The organism is Flavivirga aquimarina (assembly GCF_030540835.1).
Lineage (GTDB): Bacteria > Bacteroidota > Bacteroidia > Flavobacteriales > Flavobacteriaceae > Flavivirga > Flavivirga aquimarina.
Genome location: NZ_JAUOEK010000050.1, coordinates 1 through 21697, shown reverse-complemented (window position 1 = coordinate 21697; position 21697 = coordinate 1). Strand labels below are relative to the sequence as shown.

Genomic DNA, 21697 nt, shown 5'->3' with positions numbered 1-21697 from the left:
TTAATCTATTGATCAGTTATTTTTGTTAGGCTTTAAAGTCTCGTTTTGTAACTCTACGTATGCTTCTTTATTGGATAAAGGCATCATATTCGAGTTTCTTTGATTACTCTTCGCTAGTCTATTTAGGTCTTCCCTTGAGATATTGCCTGATAGGGTATCGGTTTTTTGATAGCTGGGTTGTGCATCTTCATTTGGAAGTGCATTTACAATCAACTTAAATTTTTCTAGTATGGGCACTAAACCTGCCGTATCAATCAGATTACGCTGCTCGTAGGGGTCCGTTTTCATATCAAAAATTCGATGCAACTGTTTTAGCGTATCCAAATAGACCTTATACCTACTATCTCTAATTACCCGATCTCTGAAGGTGAAGTAATTTTCCACCCTATTCTCTTCATTGAGTATTGCAGGTTGCCCGCCCATAGCTAATATCCATTCTTTGGAACCCTTTTGGTTTTTTCCAGTCAAAACATCAGCAAACGAACGCGCTGAACCATTAGGGTTTAATGGTTCTTCAATACCTGCCAGCTCCAACAATGTTTCTGAAATGTCTGTAAAATCAATGAGTGCATCCGTTTCAAAATTGAGTTGATCGGGTGTTATCACTAGAAAAGGGGCATTGATACCATTCTCGGTGAGGTAAGACTTTCCTCCTTGAACATATACATCATCGCGACTACCTATTATACTTGGTACAGTTCCATTGTCTGTGGTGAAAATAAGGTAGGTATTATCCGTCAAACCCATCTCTTTTAAACCGTTGACCAATTTTCCGACAATAAAATCTGTATAACTCACCATGGCTTGGTGTTTTTCATACTTGGTTTTCGCCTCTTGATGACGTGGTGTATGTACAAAGGGCGTATGTGTTAACACCATGGGATAGTATATGCACATGGGTGATTCTTTGTTGTCACGCATAAAATCAAGAACAAAATCTGAGAATATATCCGGTCCAAAGGCTCCTTTATACGTTTTGCTTCCTTCTTTGGTGAAAATATAGGGATCCCAATATCGCTCAGCACTTGCAGGATTGCCTGATTCGTAACCTGTCCACATGCAGTAATCGTCAAAGCCGGCTTTATCCAATGCATCGGGTTCTATTCTAAAATCATTGATTTGCCATTTTCCAGCTATACAAGTACGATATCCATGTGTTCTTAATTCATTGATAAATGTGGGATTTTGAACAGCATCGAAATTTGCGCCATTTCCCCATCGAGGCACATCATAATGATTTACCCAACCGTTTGCATAAGGATACTTGCCTGTGAGCAAAGCCACCCGACTTGGTGTGCATTGAGGCATAGAATAAGCATTATTAAATTTAATCCCTTTTGATGCCAATGCATCAATATTAGGAGTTTCAATATCTGTAGCTCCATACGCACTTATCCATTCTTTGCCTAAATCATCAACTAGAATAAAAACAAAATTGGGTTTTGGTTTTTGCTCTGCTTCTTTTTCCTTTTTACCGATACAAGAATAGGTAAATAGAATACATACAAACATTACATAAAATAGAATTCTTTTAATCATGGTAAAAATCTTGGTTTACTTAAATTAAGCATTTAACCTTATATATAGATTTATTATAGCAAAATTATTTAAAAACTTAAACGGTTAAGTACTTTATTAATACTCGACCGTCTAAGTTAGAATTAAAGTGAATAGAAGATTAGTCTATTATTCCCACAGTGGGTTTTGTTCTAAAGCTCCACCTATTTGTTGGGAATTAAGAATATCCACCAATGGAATAGGTAAGAAATTAAATCTTCCAGCAGGACCAGCTGCGATGTTTGCTGCTTCGTCTACTGCTCTGTCAATTGCTAATTGAATCGCACCTGCCGCAGTTTCTGCTGCAGCAATGCCTTGAACGGTTTCTTCTAAAATACCCCAACGAATCAAATCATTTTTTCGACCCATACCTTCACCTGCCAATTCCCAAGCCCGCTCTTGTCGAATATCTTCAATCGTCAATGCGGTCAAGTCTGTTAGATTAGCTCTTCTTCTTACTACATTTATGGCTTCTAGAGCTACACCTGATGAACCTCCGATTTCGAACTCACATTCCGCAAGTAATAAGTAAGCTTCTGATAATGTCATAAGATTAATGGTAGCACCACCTTGTCCATTTGCATCAGGTACAATCATAAGAGGGTCACTTACCGGAACAACATCTCGCATAAATTTAGGAACATATGCGTTATTAAAAAAAACTTCCTCTCCAGTGCTGGGAAATGTAAATCTATCAAATACGTTGTATGGTTTACGCGCATCCTCATCTGCATAGCTATTTGCAAAACTTCTCCTCCAAGTTATTGCAGCAGCACGAGCAAATATACCTAACTCGTTATGTGCAGCAATTGCTTCTGCCGTTTCACCAGCAGCATTAAAATGTGTTTGATTATTCATGGTATTACCAATCACCCCTGTTAGGTACTCCACACCAAATATAATTTCACTATTAAGTTCATTTCCACCTCTATAGATGTCACCATAAGGCATCAATGTAGTGCCATGAGGAGAGTTGTTAATTAATGTGGACAACTCCGTTCTTGCTTCTGGCCATTGCTGCTGCCACATGTGCAAGTGCGCTTTCATCATTCGAGCAGCCCATACTGTGGGTCTACCACCATTATCTCCCCACGTACTTGTAGCTAAAAAACCTGCATTAATTGCTTGGTCCAAATCTAAAATCATACGCTCTTGAATTTCAGCTACGGGCGTACTTCCTAATAGGCTAACTTCTTCAATATTCAACTCATCAAGCCAGAAAGGAACATCGCCAAACATTGTTGTTAAACGATAGTAGAAATACGCGCGGTAAAATTGGGCTTGTGCTATGGTCGCTCCTTTAATCTCATCAGACAAAGATGAATTCTCAACACTGGCAATAATGAAGTTAGCATCCTTTACACCACTATAAAGGTCGGCCCAGATATTAAAAATCGCCCCATTATCTACTTGAAGATTATATAAAGAATGTAACCATGCACCAGCTAAGGCAAATCTTCCTGAAACACAAACATCAGTACCCATAGTTTGCTGTCTAATCATACCTTGACCACTTACATCATTATCTCGCATTGTGGCAATAAGACCATTTAGTGCTAGATTAGCTTCATCTTCATTTTGAAAAAAACTGCTTGGTGTAAGAAGGCCTCTTGCGTCTTCTTCAAGGAAGTCTTGACACCCTCCTAAGGAAATGACAAGCACAAATACTAGAATCCTATAAAATAAATTTTTCATTTGTATAATTTTTTTGATTACGTTTAAAATGATACTTCAATCCCCATAATAAATGAACGATTTTGAGGATATGCTAATTCATCAATTCCTCTTAGAACATTATTGGTACCTTCACTATTGGTATCTGGGTCAAATCCTAAAAAATCATCTGAGTCAACTAAAAACAGATTATTGGCAGTAGCAAACACTCTAAAAGAGTTTAAGCCTAACTTTTCAGCCATAGGAATGGAATATCCAAGTTGAAGGGTTCTAAATCTTAAGAAGCTACCATCCTGAAGAAAAAGGCTGTTAGACCTGTTCAATGATGCGCTTCCTATGACAGGAATAGTGGCATTATCTGGATTTGCTGCAGACCATACCCCAGCACGTAAGTCTGCATAAGAGTTTAATTGTGTTCCATTGACCTGAAACACATCTAAATTATAGATATCGTTACCAGAAGAAAACTGGAAAAACGTCATCATATCAAAATTCTTATATCGGAACGTATTTGTGAATCCTCCAAAAAAGTCTGGGTTTGCATCACCAATTACCGTGGTATCGAACTCTGGGTTAAACTCCCCATCCCCATCGAGGTCTCTATAAATTGCCTCACCAGTAGCTGAATCCACTCCATCATAAATAGCCCCTACAAAGGTACCTACAGGTTCTCCTTCTATCAATTGACTTACCGGCGTGCTCTGCAGCTCTAAGGTTGTAATAAAATCTACATCGCCTAGGTCAAGTACTTTGTTTTGAAAGTGCGAAATATTTAATGTTGACGTCCAATTAAAATCTTCTGTATTAATAATAACCCCAGTAATAGAAACATCAATTCCCTTATTTTCTAAAGAACCTACATTACGAAGCGTAGATGCAAATCCTGTTATACCTGGAACTGCGGCGTCGAGCAGCAAGTCGTCTGTTTTCTTATAGTACACATCTATTTCGGTTTTTAACCTATTATTAAACAAGCCCAATTCCAAGCCAAAATCAAATTGCTCCGTGGTTTCCCATTTTAAGTCTGGGTTTGCCAAAGTACCTTGTTGGGCACCAACAACCAGCCCTTGATTCAAAATTGCTGTTCCCTCTGTGTTTAGCGAAGATAGGGTGCTAAATGCATCAACATTTTGGTTACCTGTAAGACCATAACTAGTTCGTAGTTTTAAGTTACTGATTACAGAACTGTTCTGTAAAAATGGTTCATCTGACACTCTCCAGGCCAGTGCAACAGATGGGAAGTTTGCATACCTATTATTTGTTCCTAATCTTGAGGAACCGTCCCTCCTAAAAGATGCAGTAAGTAAATACTTGCCTTTATAATTATAGTTAAGCCTACCTAAAAAAGATACTAAAGAAAATTCAGTGAAACTGGAATTTATCGTTACATTTTCTTGAGGTGCTAATTCAAGTGCATCTAATCCCACACCATCACTGGGTATCTGGCTAGCATTTGTAATATTTGTTTCAGTTCTACCCCTCTGAGAAGTAAATCCAGCCAGTGCGTTAAAAGAATGGTCTCCAACGATTTTATTGTAATTTAAGGTATTTTCATTTATCCATACAAAACCGTCCAATTGGTTTACACTACCACTAGCCAACAGGTTTGCTTGAATATTTGAAGGGTTGCTAGAAGGGCTAAATACATCTCTTTTTTGAAATACAAAATCACCGCCCAAAGTAGATTTCCATGTAAAATCTTTTGCTATTACAGCTTCAAAAAATGTATTAATAAGTATCCTATTGTTAATAGTCTCGTCTGTATTAAGATCAGCATCGGCTAATAGGTTTGGGCCTAAATTATCTAGGCCAACATTATCAATGGTAAAATTACCCTCTTCATCAAAAGCTGGACGTAATGGATCAGCACGAATTATAGCTTGAAGGTTTGAAGTGCCTATTGAGTTATTGGTAATTGTTCTTGTAAGCGCAAGATTAACACCTAGCTTTGTAGTTTTAGTAAGCTGATTGTCAATATTGGTTCTTAAAGTATATCTCTCAAAATCACTCCCCTTGAGAATACCTTCCTGATCAAGCGCACCAAATGAGACAAAGTAATTTGTTTTTTCTGAACCACCAGCAATTGAAAGCGCATGGTCTGAAATTACCGCATCTCTGCTTAATACTTCTTGCCAATCGGTATCTTCACCTGGAAGGTTGTTCAAGTCAAATCTATCTGCGAGTGCTGTGTTAATAAAGCTTGCAAATTCTGCTCCATTCTGAACATCGACCTTTCTTGGAAGACTTTGGATACCCAACGAAGTTTTTAGGTTAACACTTAATTTTCCCTTTTTCCCTCTTTTGGTAGTAATTAAAATAACCCCATTCGCTCCACGTGAACCATAAATTGCTGTAGAAGAAGCATCTTTTAGTATTTCAATGGATTCAATGTCGTTTGGATTAATTGTATTTAAGTCTCCACCACCAACAAAACCATCAATAACATAAAGTGGCTCATTGCCCGCTGTAATGGAGTTACCACCACGAATACGTATGGTAGCCCCTGAACCAGGCGCACCATTAACAGTGGTTACCTGAACTCCAGCAGCCCTACCTTGCAATGCCTGATCTAAGTTTGACACTGGTGCTGCGAATGTTTCCTCCGTATCAACTGAAGAAACCGAGCCCGTTAGGTCTCTTTTTCTAACTGTACCATAACCTATAACCACCACCTCATCAAGAGCCGCTGCGTCTTCTTTAAGAGTAATAGCTAGTTGGCTTTGTCCGTTTACGGATACTTCTTGAGTTGTAAAACCGATAAAAGAAATAATTAAGGTTGCATTCTCATTGTTAACCTCAATGGTAAAATTGCCATCAAAATCTGTTTGTGTACCATTTGTAGTGCCTTTTTCAATTATATTGGCACCAGGTAATGGTTGGTTATTAGCATCTGTTATAGTACCCGAAACTGTAATCCCTTGTATAATCTCAGTTTCTATACTTGAGTTTACTGTTAATTTTTCGGGGGTTTGTGACGGTTCTTTCTTTAGAATAATTTGTTTATCTACAACCTTAAAAACCGTATTAGACCCATCAAATATATTTTTTAATATAATGGATATACGTTCTTTTTTCGCTTTTATTGAGACTATTTTTTGATAGTCTATCTCATTAGACTTATAAATAAATTTAAAATCTGTAAGAGATTCTATTTTATTTAAAACACTTTCTATACTCACATTTTCTAAAGTTAGAGTAACCTTTGTTTTTTGAGCATAAGACTCATTAGCCTGAAGTTGAAATAAAGAAACTATTAAAAAGAGAGTTGTCAGCTTCATTTTTAGGTCAAATTTTAAAGGAATGTAAGCGTAGTAGCCTAGCTTAAGTACTTTTTTCATATTTTTGTTATGCTTTAAGTGGTTAATTAATTTAATCACTATTTTATTATCGGGAGGCGTTCACAGCGTCTTCCGATTTTTTTATCAATTAATTTTCGATGAAATAGTAATTATTATTCGCTTGTAAGATGGTTTTTGTTATTTCATAGGCAATTAGTTATTTAGTTTAGTTAATTATAATTTTATTGTCTTTAATAACAAAGTCAATGGGATGAATTTCATTGATCGTTTCAAATACTTGTTCGATTGTTTCTACATCGAAACTGGCTGATAATAAATCATTACCCAAGTTTATATTGTTATTAATAATAGTTACATTATAATGGCGTTCTAGTTTTTTCATAATATTATTAAACGGCATATGCCTAAATATAATTCTGCCATTAATCCAAGCGGTATGAAGTTCTATATCAACTTCTCCAATATGTATTTGGTTACTATTTTTCTGCCATGCAGCTTTAAATCCAGGTTTTAAAATAGTTACATCTTCTGTATTATAAGAGGCTTCCGTTTTGTAGATACTTACAGCTCCTTCTACCAATACCGTATTAATTTCATTATCCTCTGGATATGAGGCTATATTAAATTGCGTTCCTAAGACTCTTACATCCATACCATCTGCATTAACAATAAATGGATGATTTTCATCTTTTGTTACATCAAAATAAGCTTCACCTTTTAAAAATACTTTTCTACTTTTTCCCGTTATAAAGTTTACTGGATATTTGAGCGAAGTTCCTGAATTTAAATAAACAAGAGTGCCATCAGAGAGTTGTAATGTAAAGCGTTTACCATAAGGAACATTTAAGGTGTTATAGACTATAGTCTCTTTAACTTCATCATTAGTGTATACTAATTGATTCCCATTTTGTTCTCCAATTAATCGACCTTTAGCATCTACTAATTTAGTTGAACCGTCTTCATTAAGAACTTTTGTATTACCATTTTCCAACTGAAGCGTAATACTTTCATTAGGGATAATAAGCTTAGATTTATTATCAAAATAACCTGCATGATACAAATACCCAATACTTAAAAATATAACAAGTACAGCTGCGTATTTCATAACACGCCTCACTTTATCATTATAAAAAGGGTTTTTATCTCTCTTTATCTTCTCTAAAAGGTTTTTCTTAATATCATCAGTATTTGGAACATTCATAGCGGTAGTAACTTCATAAAAGGTTTTAACATGGCTATAAAACAATCTTTCATTTTCAGGGTCTTCAATCCATTTAGACAGATAATTTAATTCAGATGAAGTCACTTCATTAGTAAGGTATTTGCTTATAAGATTTTCTATTTTTTTAGAACCCATTTAACCAATATTCTTTTAAGTAAGACAATGCTATTTTACAATACCCTAACTTTTTGTTGATTTTTTTTAGATATTTGCACTGTAATGCTATAAAAATTACGACTTATATATTTTTTTATGAATTATAAAAACGAAAAATTATTAATAGAGCACCTTAAAAAAGGTGAGCAAAAAGCATTTATTTATATCGTAGATAACTACAATCAAAGATTATTTGGTTATGCTTTATCATTAACAAATGATTTGGCTATGGCTCAAGATATTATCCAGAATGTCTTTTTGAGAACTTGGGAAAGGAGAAAAAAAATTGATATTAAAACTTCTTTACAGAATTATTTGTTCAAATCTGTACATAATGAATTTTTGAATCAATATAAGAAAAACCAATCCGCAATGCTTTTAGAGCAAAAATATTTTGATGCACTAGAGAAAACAACTGAGAGTTATGAAAATAATATTTTTGAAAAAATAATAGAAAGAGTCAAAAAAGAAATAGAAACCCTTCCTCCCAAATGCAAAGAAGTTTTTCTTTTAAGTAGAAAAGATGGCCTTACTAATATAGAAATATCTGACTACCTTAATATTTCTATAAAAACTGTTGAAGCACATATAACCAAGGCATTTTCCATATTACGCAAAACCTTTTCTGAAAAAGTTGATGGGATATTGTTTTTACTGTTTGAAAAAAAACATGCTAGGACTTAATTATTGCCTTTTAAACTATTTAAACATTTCTTTTCTATAAAAACTTAAAGAATTAAAATCGTTTATCTAGGAACTCATTTAGACTTTTTACCAGTATTTAACATAAATGAGATTTATTACAATTAAGGTTGAATATACCTTCAGATATTATTGTGTGGATTTGTTTATACTATTATCTTTGCACACTGATTTTAATCTGTTTTAATGATACATATTACATTACCCGATGGTACTATAAAAACGTTTGAAAAAAACGTTACGCCTATGGATGTTGCTAAAAGCATTAGTGAAGGGTTTGCTAGAAACGTGATTTCGGCAAATTTTAATGGTACAACCGTGGAAACTGTTACGCCTTTAACCACCGATGGCTCGCTAGTTTTATATACCTGGCGAGATGAGGCTGGTAAAACAGCTTTTTGGCATAGTAGTGCACACGTTTTGGCTCAAGCTATTGAAGAATTATATGCTGGTGCTAAGCTTACCATTGGTCCTGCGATTGAAAACGGGTTTTATTATGATGTCGATTTTGGTGAGCATGTTGTTTCTGAAAAAGACTTTAAAGCCATTGAAACAAAAATGTTGGAGATTGCTCGTGGGAAACATGATTTTAAAATGCGTTCTGCTACGAAAGCCGAGGCTTTATCATTATATAGTGATAATGACTTTAAAACAGAATTGGTTGAAAACCTAGAGGATGGAACGATTACTTTTTGCGATCACTCAACTTTTACCGATCTATGTCGCGGAGGTCATATCCCAAATACTGGTATTATTAAGGCCGTAAAAATTTTATCGGTTGCCGGAGCTTATTGGAGAGGTGATGAAAACAAGCCTCAATTAACACGTGTTTATGGCATATCGTTTCCAAAGCAAAAAGAACTTACAGAATATTTAGCACTATTAGAAGAAGCTAAAAAACGCGATCACAGAAAATTAGGCAAAGAATTAGAATTGTTTACATTCTCTAGAAAAGTTGGACAAGGTTTGCCGTTATGGTTACCAAAAGGAGCTGCTTTACGTGAGCGTTTAGAAAACTTTTTAAAAGTTGCACAAAAGAAAGCGGGTTACGAAATGGTTATTTCTCCTCATATTGGACAAAAGGAATTATATGTGACTTCTGGCCATTATGCTAAGTATGGTGAAGATAGTTTTCAGCCCATACGCACACCCAAAGAAGATGAGGAGTTTTTGTTAAAACCTATGAACTGCCCTCACCACTGTGAAATATATAATAGTGCACAATGGAGTTATAAAGATTTACCTAAGCGTTATGCAGAATTTGGAACTGTATACAGGTACGAACAAAGTGGTGAATTACATGGTTTAACCAGAGTAAGAGGTTTTACTCAAGATGATGCGCATTTATTTTGTACACCAGACCAATTGGATAAAGAGTTTAAAGATGTTATAGACCTCGTTCTTTATGTATTTGGTTCTTTAGGGTTTGAAAATTTTACTGCACAAGTTTCTGTAAGGGATCCTGAAAATCCAGACAAATATATAGGTGATGTTGCAAATTGGGAAAAAGCAGAACAAGCAATTATTAATGCGGCAACAGATAAAGGATTAGATTTTGTTATTGAAACTGGTGAAGCTGCTTTTTATGGCCCTAAGTTAGACTTTATGGTAAAGGATGCCTTAGGTAGACGCTGGCAGCTTGGAACGATTCAAGTAGATTATAATTTACCCGAACGTTTCGAACTCACTTATAAAGGTAGTGATAACGAGCTACACAGACCCATAATGATACACCGTGCTCCTTTTGGAAGTATGGAACGATTCATTGCTATTTTGTTAGAACATACGGCTGGTAATTTCCCGCTTTGGCTCATGCCAACACAGGCAATAATATTATCAATTAGTGAGAAATACGAAAAATACTCTGAAAAAGTTTTAAATTTGCTAGAAAATGACGAAATTCGCGCCCTTGCAGATCATAGAAATGAGACTATCGGGAAAAAGATTCGAGAGTCCGAAATGCAGAAACACCCGTATATGATTATTATTGGTGAGCAAGAAGAGAAAGAAAACAAAATAACTGTGCGTAAGCATGGTGGAGAAGATTTAGGAATGATTTCCATTGAAAACTTCTCTGAAATTATAAAAGAAGAAATAAGTAAAACGTTAAAATCGTTCTAAAATATAAAGTTTAACTTAAAAAAATAAAGCCATAGCAATTCGAAGAAGAAATCAACCCAATAGAAGGGTTATACAAGAGGATAAACATAAAATAAACTCTAAGATTACAACGCCAAACGTACGTCTTGTTGGAGATAACGTAGAAGTAGGTGTATATTCTACTAGAGATGCTTTAAAAATAGCTGATGAGCAAGGATTAGATCTTGTAGAGATTTCTCCTAAAGCTGATCCTCCTGTTTGTAAGGTTATGGATTATAAAAAGTTTCTTTACGAGCAAAAGAAACGAGATAAGGCTTTAAAATCTAAAGCTACTAAAGTTATTATTAAAGAAATTCGTTTTGGTCCTCAAACAGACGATCATGATTATGAATTTAAAAAGAAACATGCTGAAAAGTTCTTAAGAGAAGGCGCTAAGCTTAAGGCTTTTGTGTTTTTTAAAGGACGATCCATTATTTTTAAAGAGCAAGGACAGATTTTATTGTTGCGTTTAGCTCAAGACTTAGAAGAACTTGGTAAAGTAGAACAAATGCCTCGTTTAGAAGGTAAACGTATGACCATGTTTATTGCACCAAAAAAATAGTAAGCACGTATTATAAAAAAATAAGATGCTGAAACGAGTTCAGCATAAAATAATTAAGCGAAATAATTAAAACTAGGAAAAGAAAATGCCTAAAATGAAAACAAAATCTAGTGCCAAGAAACGTTTTAAGTTAACGGGTACTGGAAAGATTAAAAGAAAGCACGCTTTTAAAAGTCACATCTTAACAAAGAAGACTAAAAAGCGTAAACTTGCTCTGACTCATGATGCTTTAGTACATAAGTCGGATGAAGATAATATTAAAACCATGTTACGTTTAAAGTAATATCGTTTTAATCGGTTAAACAAATTTATAAACCCTGGAGTTAGGCTCATTGATTAACGATTGTAGATTTTTGATTTACGATTTAAAAAAATAAAAAAGTTCTCGAAACAAGTTCGGGACGCCTACTACAAAAAACAATTAAAATTATGCCAAGATCAGTAAATTCTGTAGCAAAAAGAGCTAGAAGAAAAAAGGTAATAAAACAAGCAAAAGGTTACTTTGGAAGACGTAAAAACGTTTGGACAGTAGCTAAAAATGCGGTTGATAAAGCGATGCAATACTCGTACAGAGACCGTAGAAACAAAAAGAGAACATTCCGTGCTTTATGGATTACGCGTATTAACGCAGGAGCCAGAGAACATGGTTTATCTTATTCTCAATTTATGGGGAAATTAAAAGCTAATGATATTGAATTAAACCGTAAGGTTTTAGCAGATTTAGCGATGAATAACCCTGAGGCTTTTAAAGCTGTAATACAGAAAGTAAAATAAGGCGTTTTCGCCTATTGTAAAACATATTATTCGCTTAATAATAAAAAATCCGATTCTTTCGAATCGGATTTTTTTATACTCCAAAAGCAGTGATTACTATAGTCCTTATCCCGCCACTATTTCTATGCTCACAAAGATAAATACCTTGCCAAATACCTAAATTTAATTTACCATTAGTTATTGGGATCTGCACTGAGGTACCAAGTAATGATGCTTTTATATGCGCTGGCATATCATCTGAACCTTCATAGGTATGTTTATAATATGATGCATTTTCTGGAACCATAACATTAAAATGACTTTCAAAATCTGTTCTTACAGTATGATCTGCATTTTCATTAATGGTTAAACTTGCCGATGTATGCTTAATAAACACTTGTAATTGCCCTACATTAATTTGTTTTATACCTGGAATTTCATTTAAAATTACATCAGTAATTAAATGAAACCCTCTTGTATAAGGTTGTAAGTTTATTTCTTTTTGAAAAAAATTCATAATGGTAAATTTTAAATTTATGGATTAACTTTACTTATAAGTAAATACTTTATTTACTTCACGCAACCTTTTCTACTATTTTTCATCTATTATAAATAAACCTAAATTTTTAAAAATTATGAAACGTAATTTATTAATCATATTAACCTGTTTTTTTGTTTTAACTAATTGCTCACTCAATGACGATAATAATTCAGATGATACAGTTGTATTTACTACCTGGCATTTAACAAATGTTACTGGGGGTTTAGCTGGTGTTGATGATACTTTTGATTTAAAAACTATCATTTGGATTTTTGATGGAAATAATAGTGTTATTACAGTGGTTAACAATAATACAGATGATACTAAAGTAGATGGTCTAGATTCAGGCACGTACGATTTCTCTATTATAACTGAAGGGGACGATGAATTTCTTGTTGTTGAGAATAATGAAATGGGACTGTTAACTACAACTACAACTCAAAGTTATCTTGAAATTGATGAAAATTCCACATCTGAAGGTGATGTAGCGGATGGTTTTATATATACATTTAAGAAAGTTTTAGAGGTTCAAGAATAATGCTTTAGGTTTTTTGTTTCTTTTTTCTGGCAGCTGGAAACAATACATTATTTAAAATAAGTCTATACCCCGGAGATGTTGGATGTAAATCTAATTCTGTTTTGGCATCTCCTACCATATGTTGATAGTCTTCGGGGTCATGTCCTCCATAAAATGTAAAAAAACCTTTTCCTTTTATACCATGGATGTATTTTGCCTCGCCATTTAATTTTGTTTCTCCTAGAACTAATACATTCGATTTAATTTCGTCTCTTGTAAAAGATGTTGTTTGCCCCATAAACCCTTTTACTAAAGCGGTGTGATTTTGGCATAGCATGGTTGGGATGGGATCCCATTTTGCCGAAAATTCCATTAATGAAAAATAATCGGTTGTTTTAGGTACTCTACGTTTGTTCGACATATCTATTGAAGAAAACTCATATGCTGTAGGGCTTCGTTCTAACGTGAAATTAGTAAACGCAAAAGTGTTATTATAATCAATTTTATTTTGATAGGCTGGGTCGCTACCATCACCATCAAACATGGGCTCACAAATGTCTACCCCTTCGGCAGATAAAGCAATATCAAAACTATCTGTGGCACTACACATGGCAAACATAAATCCACCACCAACTACATAATCTCTAATTTTTAGAGCGACATCTAATTTTTCATCAGATACCTTACTATACCCCAGTTTTGTGGCTAAAGCTTCTGCTTCTTTCTTTTCATTTATATACCAAGATATGGCTCTATACCTTCCATAAAATTTGCCATACTGCCCTGTAAAATCCTCATGATGTAAGTGTAGCCAATCGAACAACAGCAAACCGTCATTTAATACTTCTTCATCATAAACTTTTTCATAAGGAATTTCGGCATATTGTAATACCATCGTTACGGCATCGTCCCAAGGCAGTTTACCTTTTGGTGTATAGACAGCAATTTTTGGTGCTTTTTCTAACACTACGGCTTCCATATTTTTACTTGGACTGTTTATCTCTTCTAAAATACTTTCTGCTTTAGTGTTCGAAATAACCTCGAAAGAAACACCCCTAATTTGACATTCTCTTTGGATTTGTTCTGTGTCTGGTAATAAAAAAGACCCACCTCTGTAGTTTAAAAGCCATTTTACTTTTAGCTCCTTATTAAGTGTCCAATAAGTGATACCATAGGCTTTTAGATGATTCTTTTGACTTTCTGCATCCATAGGAACAAGGATGTAAGAAGCATAGGTATTAATACCTATTAAAATAAAAAGTAAACTTATAAATAGCTTTTTCAATTTAAAGTAAAAATTTATGAGATTTCTCAGCCGTTCCTTTTTCGAAATGACAGAAACTCTTATTGAAGTTGAAAGATACTTAAAAATTAGTCTGATTAAAATGATTTAACATTTTGTTCAAACATATTTTATAAAAAAATATATCGTGCTTTCCTATGTAAATCTCACTCGCTCTTTTTATTTAATATGATAATAATGAATACTATGACTTTAAAATCATTTTCTCCTTTTCTATTTATTCATGTTTCAGCTTCTTGAACATTTAATAAATAGGAAGTTAAAATAGAGATAGATTCTTGTCTACGCAGAAATAGGAATTTTAACGGAAACCCCGAGACAAAGCCTAGAGAAATTCTTTTCGGTTAAAACGGTACATCGTTATCATCGCCTTCGTTAAACGAACTTCCGAAAGCCTGGTCTGGACTTGCTTTAAAATCGTCAGCTTTAAAAGTATCGTCGTTAGCTGCGGCATTCATCTTGGAATGGAATTCGAATGGCGAATCAAAATCGTCTAAATTATCAAACTTACCTAAATGTCCAATAAACTTTAAACGTATATTTTCTAAACCTCCATTTCTGTGTTTTGCAACGATAAACTCTGCTTGCCCTTCTGTTGGCGATCGTTCTTCATCATCCCATTCGTCTATTTTGTAATATTCGGGTCTGTAGATAAACGATACAATATCGGCATCCTGCTCTATGGCTCCAGATTCACGTAAATCTGATAACAGTGGTCGTTTACTGCCTCCACGGGTTTCTACGGCACGCGATAATTGTGATAAGGCAATTACAGGAACCATCAACTCTTTTGCTAATGCTTTTAAGTTTCTGGAAATCATGGAAATTTCCTGTTCACGGTTTCCTCCATGGCTATTACCACCTGTCATTAACTGCAAGTAATCAATCATGATTAATTTAATGCCATGCTGTGATGATAAACGACGTGCTTTTGCTCTTAAATCAAAAATGGAAAGGGATGGTGTGTCATCAATAAAAAGCGGTGCTTTTTCTAAGCCTTTTACTTTTACGTTAAGTTGCTCCCACTCATGTTTTTCTAACTTTCCTGTACGTAGTTTTTCTGAGGACAAACCTGTTTCACTAGAAATTAAACGGGTAATTAATTGTACGGATGCCATTTCTAAAGAAAAGAATGCCACTGGTATATTTTGATCTACGGCTATATTTCTTGCCATAGAAAGTGTTAAAGCGGTTTTACCCATACCCGGACGTGCAGCTACAATAATTAAATCGGATGGCTGCCATCCAGATGTTAGTTTATCTAGTTTGTTAAATCCTGTTGGAATACCACTAAGCCCTTCTTTATTTGAAATTTCTTCAATTTTCTTTTTGGCTTGAATAACTAAATCTTGAGCTGTTTCACTCGATTTTTTAATATTTCCTTGTGTAACTTCGTATAGTTTTGCTTCTGCTTTGTCTAATAAATCGAACACATCTTTAGTCTCATCATAAGAATCTTCAATAATTTCATTGGAGATTTTTATTAAGCTACGCTGAATAAATTTTTGTAGTATAATACGTGCGTGAAACTCTATATGAGCGGAAGACGACACTTTTTGTGTTAATGAAATTAGGTAAAAATCACCGCCTGCTAGTTCTAATTTTGAACTTTTCTTTAATTGTGTAGAAACGGTTAATAAGTCGACAGGTTCACTGTTTTCAAACAACTGAAAAATCGCTTCGAATATATATTGATGTGATTCTTTATAAAACGCTTCGGGACTTAAAATATCGATAACTTCGTCAACTCCTTTTTTATCAATCATCATTGCGCCGAGAACAACCTCCTCTAAATCAAGTGCTTGAGGGGGTATTTTCCCTTTTTCAAGACTAATAATAGTACTTTTATCGACTTTATATCCTTGAATTTGGTTAGGTTGTTTCATACTTACGAAAGTAATTAAAAAGAAAGGTTATTTAAACAAAAAATGAATCTGGATTGCTCACAGAGCATTAACAATTTAACTGTTAACAACTTAAAAATATTGTTAATAAGCATAAAAAAATCCAAAACTATATGTTTCAGATTTCTTTTATGTTATGGTTTTAAAAGAGTTACCCTTTAAATACTCCCATATTTGCATATTTATCCATACGCTCGGATATTAAATCTGTTGGTGATAAGTTTTTTAGTGCTTCAAAAGATTTTACGATAGCATTACTCACTGCCAAAAATGTTTTTTCACGATCTCTATGTGCCCCTCCAAGTGGTTCTTTAATAACACCATCTACTACTTTTATCTTCATAGCATCTGTTGCTGTTAATTTTAAAGCCTCGGCTGCTTGTTCTTTATATTCCCAACTACGCCATAGGATTGAAGAGCAGTTCTCTGGTGATATTACAGAATACCATGAGTTTTCTAACATTAATACTTTATCGCCAACACCTATACCTAAGGCGCCTCCAGAGGCTCCCTCTCCTATTACTATAGTTATAATAGGAACTTTTAAACGTGTCATTTCTAAAATATTTCTGGCTATGGCTTCTCCTTGTCCGCGTTCTTCTGCTTCTAGTCCTGGATATGCTCCTGGTGTATCAATTAAAGTTACAACAGGTATTCCAAACTTTTCAGCAGACTTCATTAAACGCAATGCTTTCCGGTAACCTTCGGGGTTAGCCATTCCGAAATTTCTATACTGCCTCGTTTTAGTATTATAGCCTTTTTGCTGGCCAATAAACATAAAACTTTGATCGCCTATTTTTCCTAAGCCACCTATCATGGCTTTATCATCTTTTATATTACGATCTCCATGTAATTCTAAAAACGAATCTCCACAAATAGCACTTATATAATCTAATGTATAAGGTCTATTAGGATGGCGAGACAATTGTACACGCTGCCATGGCGATAAGTTTTTATAAATATCTTTTTGAGCTTCTTTTAGCTTCTTTTCGATTTGAGAGCATGTTTCGGTAACATCTACTTCACTTTCTTCTCCTATCACTCTACATTTTTGTAGTTGATCTTCCAAATCTTTTATAGGTAGTTCAAATTCCAAATATTCCATAAGAATTCTGTTTTACTTTTAATATTTTTGGTTAGCGTACAAATATAAAAACTTTAATTTTCTTATACTGCTATGTCTGCTTTCTTTTTAATTTTATTGAGTTTTTTAAAATGCCATTTAAAATAACCGCGGCTACGACTACGATGGCCCCGTAATAGAATGATGCACTCATTTGTTCTTTATCTGGAAACAATATAATTGCCATAATAATACCATATACAGGTTCTAAATTATACGTTAACATAACTGTATACGGGCTAATAAGCTTCATAACATAAACTGCTGCAATAAAAGCATAGGCTGTGCAAATAGATGCTAATATGAAAAGATATCCAAAATCTGAGGTACTTATTTTAAAAAAATCTAAAGAAAACCCATCTCCGAAAAATAAAATATAAATAGAAATGAATATTACGCCACTTAAAAATTCGTAAAACGAAATTACGGTTGCGGTATGTTTCGTTAAAAATTTCCCGTTTAATACTGCAAATAATGAAGAAAAAAGAGCTGAAGATATTCCAAGGAGAATGCCTTTGAGGTATTTCATTTCACTTTGTGTAATTATAAAAACGCCTATCACCACTATAATTCCAAAAAGGATTTCATACCAAATAATAGGTCTTTTATAAATAACAGGTTCTATAAAAGAAGTAAAAAAGGCACCTGTTGAAAACATAGCTAATGCTATTGATATGTTAGAGGCGTTTATGGCTCCAAAAAAAGTAATCCAATGTAATGCAATGATGATGCCTGCTATTGAAAGTCTGAGAACGGATTTTAGAGTGATTTTTAATTTAACCTTAGCTATTTTAATATAAACAAACATTAAAACTGACGCTAATACCATTCTATACCAAACTAATGGTATCTCTTTTATTGTAATTAATTCTCCGAGAATCGCTGTAAAACTTCCAATAAAGACTAAAAAATGAAGGTGTAAATAGTTTTTAAACTTGGGCTTATTATGAAATAATCTATCCATTTTTACTCGTTCTTTTTACACATTAACTTTGTTAAAAAGCCTCGATTTAGCTTTGGCTATATCTGCATTTTTTGCCTCGTTACTACATAAAATACCTCAGTAAATTCTGTACATCTTATTTCTTATTAAACCCTAGCGCTTGGCATTATATAAAAGATATGCTGCTAAAACACTAAAAATGATGTTAGGAAACCATACTGCAACTAATGGCGGAAAATCGGATTGTTCTGCCATAACTCCAAAAATTTTATCGAAAAACACAAAGATCATAGCGATACAGATACCTACAGCTAAATTAACCCCCATACCTCCACGTCTTTTTATTGACGATACGGCCACTGCTATAATTGTTAAAATAAAAACTGAAACCGGCAAACTCCATTTTCTATATAAAACCAATTGAAAACGCCCTACGTTAGAAGAACCCCTAGCTTCTTCTTCTGCTATAAAACGTTTTAAATCACCGTACATTTTGGTTTCGGCTGCATATATTTCAGGAATAAGATCATCTACATGGAAAGAAAAAAGGGTATCTTTCTTTTTAGTTTGTTCTAAAATATCTGCCGTTTTACCAATATCTCTTTTAAGGTAATTAGTTAATTGATATGTAGTATCTTTTTCTATATACTTTATTCTATCGGCAGTTATTTTATAAACAAGTTCGTTTCCTTCAAAGTGCTCTAAAGTAAAATTTCTTCCTTCTTTGCTTTTTTCATTAAAACTGCTTACATAAATAATGTCGTTATCATTTATCTGCCTGAATACATTTTTGTTATTTACGGCACTTCTGCCTTTTTTTAAATATTTAAAGCTGAAATCGTTAAAACCCTCACTTGCTTTTGGTGCTAAAAATAGACCCAAAACAATTGCTAATACAGCAACTACCGAAGACCCTATCATGTAAGGCCTTAAAAAACGTGTGAATGAAACACCCGAACTTAAAAAGGCAATAACCTCTGTATTATTTGCTAGTTTTGAGGTAAACCAAATTACCGATAGAAATAAGAATAGTGGAAAAAGTAAGTGAGCAAAATAAATTGTAAAGTCTAAGAAATAAAGCATGACTTCCCCAAAAGGGACTTCATTTTCTAATATTTTACCTATTTTTTCTGCAAGGTGCACTGTTATTCCTATGGGAATAAACAGAAGTAACATCATTAAAAATGTAAACAAATAGCGCTTTAGTATGTACCAATCGAGAATCTTCATAAACTCTATAAGCGATTATCCATTTGTTTTACCATGTTGTCTTTCCATGTTTTAAAATCTCCTGCTAATATATGTTTTCTTGCTTCTCGAACCAACCATAAATAAAATCCTAAATTGTGTATGGTTGCTATTTGTTTGCCTAACAACTCATTAACGGTAAATAAATGTCTTAAGTATGCTTTACTATATTCGGTATCTACAAATGTTATTCCCATAGCATCAATAGGCGAAAAATCGTCTGCCCATTTTAAATTTTTAATATTTATAGTGCCATGAGCTGTAAATAACATACCGTTTCTGGCATTTCTTGTTGGCATAACACAATCAAACATATCTACTCCTAACGCAATATTTTCTAAAATATTGATTGGTGTTCCAACGCCCATTAAATAACGTGGCTTTTCTTCTGGTAAAATAGCACAAACCACATCGGTCATGGCATACATTTCTTCTGCAGGCTCTCCTACCGATAAACCGCCTATAGCATTACCAACAGCACCAGAATTTGCAATGTATTCTGCAGATTGCATACGCAAATCTTTATAGGTACTCCCTTGTACTATTGGAAAAAATGCTTGATTGTAATTATATTTTAAAGGTGTTTTTTCTAAATGATTAATGCATCTGTCTAACCAACGATGCGTCATATGCATAGAGCGTTTTGCATAATTATAGTCGCATGGGTATGGTGTGCACTCATCAAAAGCCATAATAATATCGGCTCCTATACTACGTTGAATCTCCATAACATTTTCTGGTGTAAATGTATGGTAGCTTCCGTCTATATGCGATTTAAACTTAACGCCTTCTTCTTTAATTTTTCTATTAGCTGATAATGAATATACTTGATATCCTCCAGAATCTGTTAAGATATTTCTATCCCAATTCATAAACTTATGGAGTCCGCCTGCCTTTTCGATAATATCTGTTTGAGGACGTAAGTACAAATGGTAGGTATTCCCTAAAATAATGTCGGGATTAATATCATCTTTTAATTCTCGCTGATGCACTCCTTTAACAGTGGCAACTGTACCTACTGGCATAAATATAGGGGTTTCTATACTACCATGATCGGTAGTTATTTTGCCCGCTCTGGCTTTACTTAGGGGGTCTTTTGCCTTTAATTCAAATTTCATCTCAACTACATTATATGTTGGCAAACCTACATATTTTTTTAATTTTAAATTAGTTTTATTTTACCAAATTAAGGTAAGTCCTCTTCTAATTTATTAAAAGATAAATAACTAAAATTCTATAGCAATAGTTATATAAAAAGGAAATAATATCCTTTTGGCAACGTTTTTGTTATTATGAATCAAATCTTAAAACGAATCTTATGAAACATCTATTTTTTATTTTGGTAGTTATATTAATTATTCCGGTCACAACAATGGCTCAATCTCAAATGAGTACAGGTATAGGGATTAAAGCTGGTTTAAATTATAATGCTAATGGCAATTATTTCGAAGCCATTGATACGAATGCTGATAATCCTGATGGTAATATTGGATATCATGTTGGTTTATTTGGTAAAATTGGAAACAGCAGGCTTTATTTTAAACCTGAGGTTGTTTATACCAGTACTAAAAGTGATTATACTAACAATAGCTTTAAGATGCAAAAAATTGATGTGCCTCTATTAATTGGCACAAGAATATTGGGACCTATTAGTGTATTTGGAGGGCCTTCGCTTCAATATATTCTAGATTCTGAGTTTAACAATATTTCTATTAATGAGATCGAGAATGATTTCTCTGTTGGACTTAATTTTGGTATAGGGTTTAATATAAAAAGGGTAGGCATCGATTTGCGCTATGAAAGAGGCTTTAGTAAAAATGAAGCAACATTTTTAAATAATAATAATGTTGATACTAGTAGATTAGACACCAGACCAAATCAATTGATTTTGGGTTTATCTGTTATATTATAAATAATAAAGAATTTCTTGAAACCAACTATCCTCGAGGCAGAGCCATAGAGGTATTTCGCTGGTTTCATTTTGACCTAAAAAGGTCAAAAACCGAAATTCTGTATTTAGATTCCCGTTTTCACGGGAATGACAATTTCAACGG

Annotated in this window: 18 protein-coding genes; 7 read left to right on the top strand and 11 right to left on the bottom strand. The window is 33.8% G+C overall.

Annotation, left to right across the window (positions count from 1 at the left end; genetic code table 11):
• Nucleotides 1–12: 12 nt before the first annotated feature.
• The 4 genes from Q4Q35_RS02955 to Q4Q35_RS02940 form a co-directional block, all read right to left on the bottom strand.
• Complete coding sequence (locus tag Q4Q35_RS02955) at nt 13–1539, bottom strand: sulfatase family protein (RefSeq protein ID WP_303276432.1); 1527 nt, start codon at nt 1537–1539, stop codon at nt 13–15.
• A gap of 147 nt (nt 1540–1686) precedes the next feature.
• Nucleotides 1687–3252, bottom strand: a complete 1566-nt coding sequence (locus Q4Q35_RS02950; RefSeq protein ID WP_303276431.1) for a RagB/SusD family nutrient uptake outer membrane protein — start codon at nt 3250–3252, stop codon at nt 1687–1689.
• Nucleotides 3253–3275: 23 nt separating this feature from the next.
• Nucleotides 3276–6569, bottom strand: a complete 3294-nt coding sequence (locus Q4Q35_RS02945) for a SusC/RagA family TonB-linked outer membrane protein (protein ID WP_303276430.1) — start codon at nt 6567–6569, stop codon at nt 3276–3278.
• Nucleotides 6570–6735: 166 nt separating this feature from the next.
• The gene (locus Q4Q35_RS02940) at nt 6736–7887 is read right to left on the bottom strand and encodes a FecR family protein (RefSeq protein ID WP_303276429.1); all 1152 of its coding nucleotides are present in this window, start codon (nt 7885–7887) and stop codon (nt 6736–6738) included.
• Nucleotides 7888–8004: 117 nt separating this feature from the next.
• Here Q4Q35_RS02940 and Q4Q35_RS02935 point away from each other — a divergent pair, with 117 nt between their 5' ends.
• From Q4Q35_RS02935 to rplT, 5 genes are all read left to right on the top strand, one after another.
• Nucleotides 8005–8592 (top strand): RNA polymerase sigma factor, encoded by a 588-nt coding sequence (locus Q4Q35_RS02935; protein WP_303276428.1) that lies wholly within the window; start codon nt 8005–8007, stop codon nt 8590–8592.
• Nucleotides 8593–8796: 204 nt separating this feature from the next.
• A complete protein-coding gene (gene thrS, locus Q4Q35_RS02930) occupies nt 8797–10731 on the top strand; it encodes a threonine--tRNA ligase (RefSeq protein WP_303276427.1) in 1935 nt (644 codons plus the stop codon).
• A gap of 70 nt (nt 10732–10801) precedes the next feature.
• Entirely contained in the window at nt 10802–11311 is a 510-nt protein-coding gene (gene infC, locus Q4Q35_RS02925) for a translation initiation factor IF-3 (protein WP_303276456.1), read from the top strand.
• A gap of 85 nt (nt 11312–11396) precedes the next feature.
• Nucleotides 11397–11594 carry a 50S ribosomal protein L35 gene (rpmI, locus tag Q4Q35_RS02920; RefSeq protein WP_303276426.1) on the top strand — a complete coding sequence of 66 codons (198 nt, stop codon included), beginning with the start codon at nt 11397–11399 and terminating at the stop codon, nt 11592–11594.
• Nucleotides 11595–11740: 146 nt separating this feature from the next.
• Nucleotides 11741–12085: a 50S ribosomal protein L20 gene (gene rplT / locus Q4Q35_RS02915; RefSeq protein ID WP_303276425.1), complete on the top strand. Its 345-nt coding sequence runs from the start codon at nt 11741–11743 to the stop codon at nt 12083–12085.
• A 73-nt stretch (nt 12086–12158) separates the two neighbouring features.
• Here rplT and Q4Q35_RS02910 read toward each other — a convergent pair whose 3' ends face one another.
• Nucleotides 12159–12581: a secondary thiamine-phosphate synthase enzyme YjbQ gene (locus Q4Q35_RS02910; RefSeq protein ID WP_303276424.1), complete on the bottom strand. Its 423-nt coding sequence runs from the start codon at nt 12579–12581 to the stop codon at nt 12159–12161.
• 118 nt (nt 12582–12699) lie between these two features.
• On the opposite strand from Q4Q35_RS02910, the gene Q4Q35_RS02905 reads away from it, so the two are divergent.
• Nucleotides 12700–13143: a hypothetical protein gene (locus Q4Q35_RS02905; protein ID WP_303276423.1), complete on the top strand. Its 444-nt coding sequence runs from the start codon at nt 12700–12702 to the stop codon at nt 13141–13143.
• Between the two features lie 4 nt (nt 13144–13147).
• Here Q4Q35_RS02905 and Q4Q35_RS02900 read toward each other — a convergent pair whose 3' ends face one another.
• The 6 genes from Q4Q35_RS02900 to tgt form a co-directional block, all read right to left on the bottom strand.
• Complete coding sequence (locus Q4Q35_RS02900) at nt 13148–14332, bottom strand: asparagine synthetase B (protein ID WP_303276455.1); 1185 nt, start codon at nt 14330–14332, stop codon at nt 13148–13150.
• Between the two features lie 437 nt (nt 14333–14769).
• On the bottom strand, nt 14770–16311 hold the full coding sequence (gene dnaB, locus Q4Q35_RS02895; protein WP_303276422.1) for a replicative DNA helicase: 1542 nt from the start codon (nt 16309–16311) through the stop codon (nt 14770–14772).
• 169 nt (nt 16312–16480) lie between these two features.
• Complete coding sequence (locus Q4Q35_RS02890; protein WP_303276421.1) at nt 16481–17434, bottom strand: acetyl-CoA carboxylase carboxyltransferase subunit alpha; 954 nt, start codon at nt 17432–17434, stop codon at nt 16481–16483.
• A gap of 70 nt (nt 17435–17504) precedes the next feature.
• Complete coding sequence (locus Q4Q35_RS02885) at nt 17505–18416, bottom strand: DMT family transporter (RefSeq protein ID WP_303276420.1); 912 nt, start codon at nt 18414–18416, stop codon at nt 17505–17507.
• 132 nt (nt 18417–18548) lie between these two features.
• A complete protein-coding gene (locus Q4Q35_RS02880) occupies nt 18549–19625 on the bottom strand; it encodes an LptF/LptG family permease (RefSeq protein WP_303276419.1) in 1077 nt (358 codons plus the stop codon).
• Between the two features lie 5 nt (nt 19626–19630).
• A complete protein-coding gene (gene tgt, locus Q4Q35_RS02875) occupies nt 19631–20761 on the bottom strand; it encodes a tRNA guanosine(34) transglycosylase Tgt (protein ID WP_303276418.1) in 1131 nt (376 codons plus the stop codon).
• Between the two features lie 200 nt (nt 20762–20961).
• Here tgt and Q4Q35_RS02870 point away from each other — a divergent pair, with 200 nt between their 5' ends.
• Nucleotides 20962–21555, top strand: a complete 594-nt coding sequence (locus tag Q4Q35_RS02870; protein ID WP_303276417.1) for an outer membrane beta-barrel protein — start codon at nt 20962–20964, stop codon at nt 21553–21555.
• Nucleotides 21556–21697: the final 142 nt, after the last annotated feature.

Bases quoted from the DNA above. Each gene is read 5' to 3' on its own strand.
- dnaB (WP_303276422.1), bottom strand. From the start codon at position 16,311: ATGAAACAACCTAACCAAATTCAAGGATATAAAGTCGATAAAAGTACT.
- Q4Q35_RS02885 (WP_303276420.1), bottom strand. From the start codon at position 18,416: ATGGATAGATTATTTCATAATAAGCCCAAGTTTAAAAACTATTTACAC.
- Q4Q35_RS02945 (WP_303276430.1), bottom strand. From the start codon at position 6,569: ATGAAAAAAGTACTTAAGCTAGGCTACTACGCTTACATTCCTTTAAAA.
- rplT (WP_303276425.1), top strand. From the start codon at position 11,741: ATGCCAAGATCAGTAAATTCTGTAGCAAAAAGAGCTAGAAGAAAAAAG.
- Q4Q35_RS02880 (WP_303276419.1), bottom strand. From the start codon at position 19,625: ATGAAGATTCTCGATTGGTACATACTAAAGCGCTATTTGTTTACATTT.
- Q4Q35_RS02870 (WP_303276417.1), top strand. From the start codon at position 20,962: ATGAAACATCTATTTTTTATTTTGGTAGTTATATTAATTATTCCGGTC.
- thrS (WP_303276427.1), top strand. From the start codon at position 8,797: ATGATACATATTACATTACCCGATGGTACTATAAAAACGTTTGAAAAA.
- Q4Q35_RS02905 (WP_303276423.1), top strand. From the start codon at position 12,700: ATGAAACGTAATTTATTAATCATATTAACCTGTTTTTTTGTTTTAACT.
- Q4Q35_RS02900 (WP_303276455.1), bottom strand. From the start codon at position 14,332: ATGGATGCAGAAAGTCAAAAGAATCATCTAAAAGCCTATGGTATCACT.
- rpmI (WP_303276426.1), top strand. From the start codon at position 11,397: ATGCCTAAAATGAAAACAAAATCTAGTGCCAAGAAACGTTTTAAGTTA.
- Q4Q35_RS02950 (WP_303276431.1), bottom strand. From the start codon at position 3,252: ATGAAAAATTTATTTTATAGGATTCTAGTATTTGTGCTTGTCATTTCC.
- Q4Q35_RS02890 (WP_303276421.1), bottom strand. From the start codon at position 17,434: ATGGAATATTTGGAATTTGAACTACCTATAAAAGATTTGGAAGATCAA.
- Q4Q35_RS02935 (WP_303276428.1), top strand. From the start codon at position 8,005: ATGAATTATAAAAACGAAAAATTATTAATAGAGCACCTTAAAAAAGGT.
- Q4Q35_RS02940 (WP_303276429.1), bottom strand. From the start codon at position 7,887: ATGGGTTCTAAAAAAATAGAAAATCTTATAAGCAAATACCTTACTAAT.
- Q4Q35_RS02955 (WP_303276432.1), bottom strand. From the start codon at position 1,539: ATGATTAAAAGAATTCTATTTTATGTAATGTTTGTATGTATTCTATTT.
- Q4Q35_RS02910 (WP_303276424.1), bottom strand. From the start codon at position 12,581: ATGAATTTTTTTCAAAAAGAAATAAACTTACAACCTTATACAAGAGGG.
- tgt (WP_303276418.1), bottom strand. From the start codon at position 20,761: ATGAAATTTGAATTAAAGGCAAAAGACCCCCTAAGTAAAGCCAGAGCG.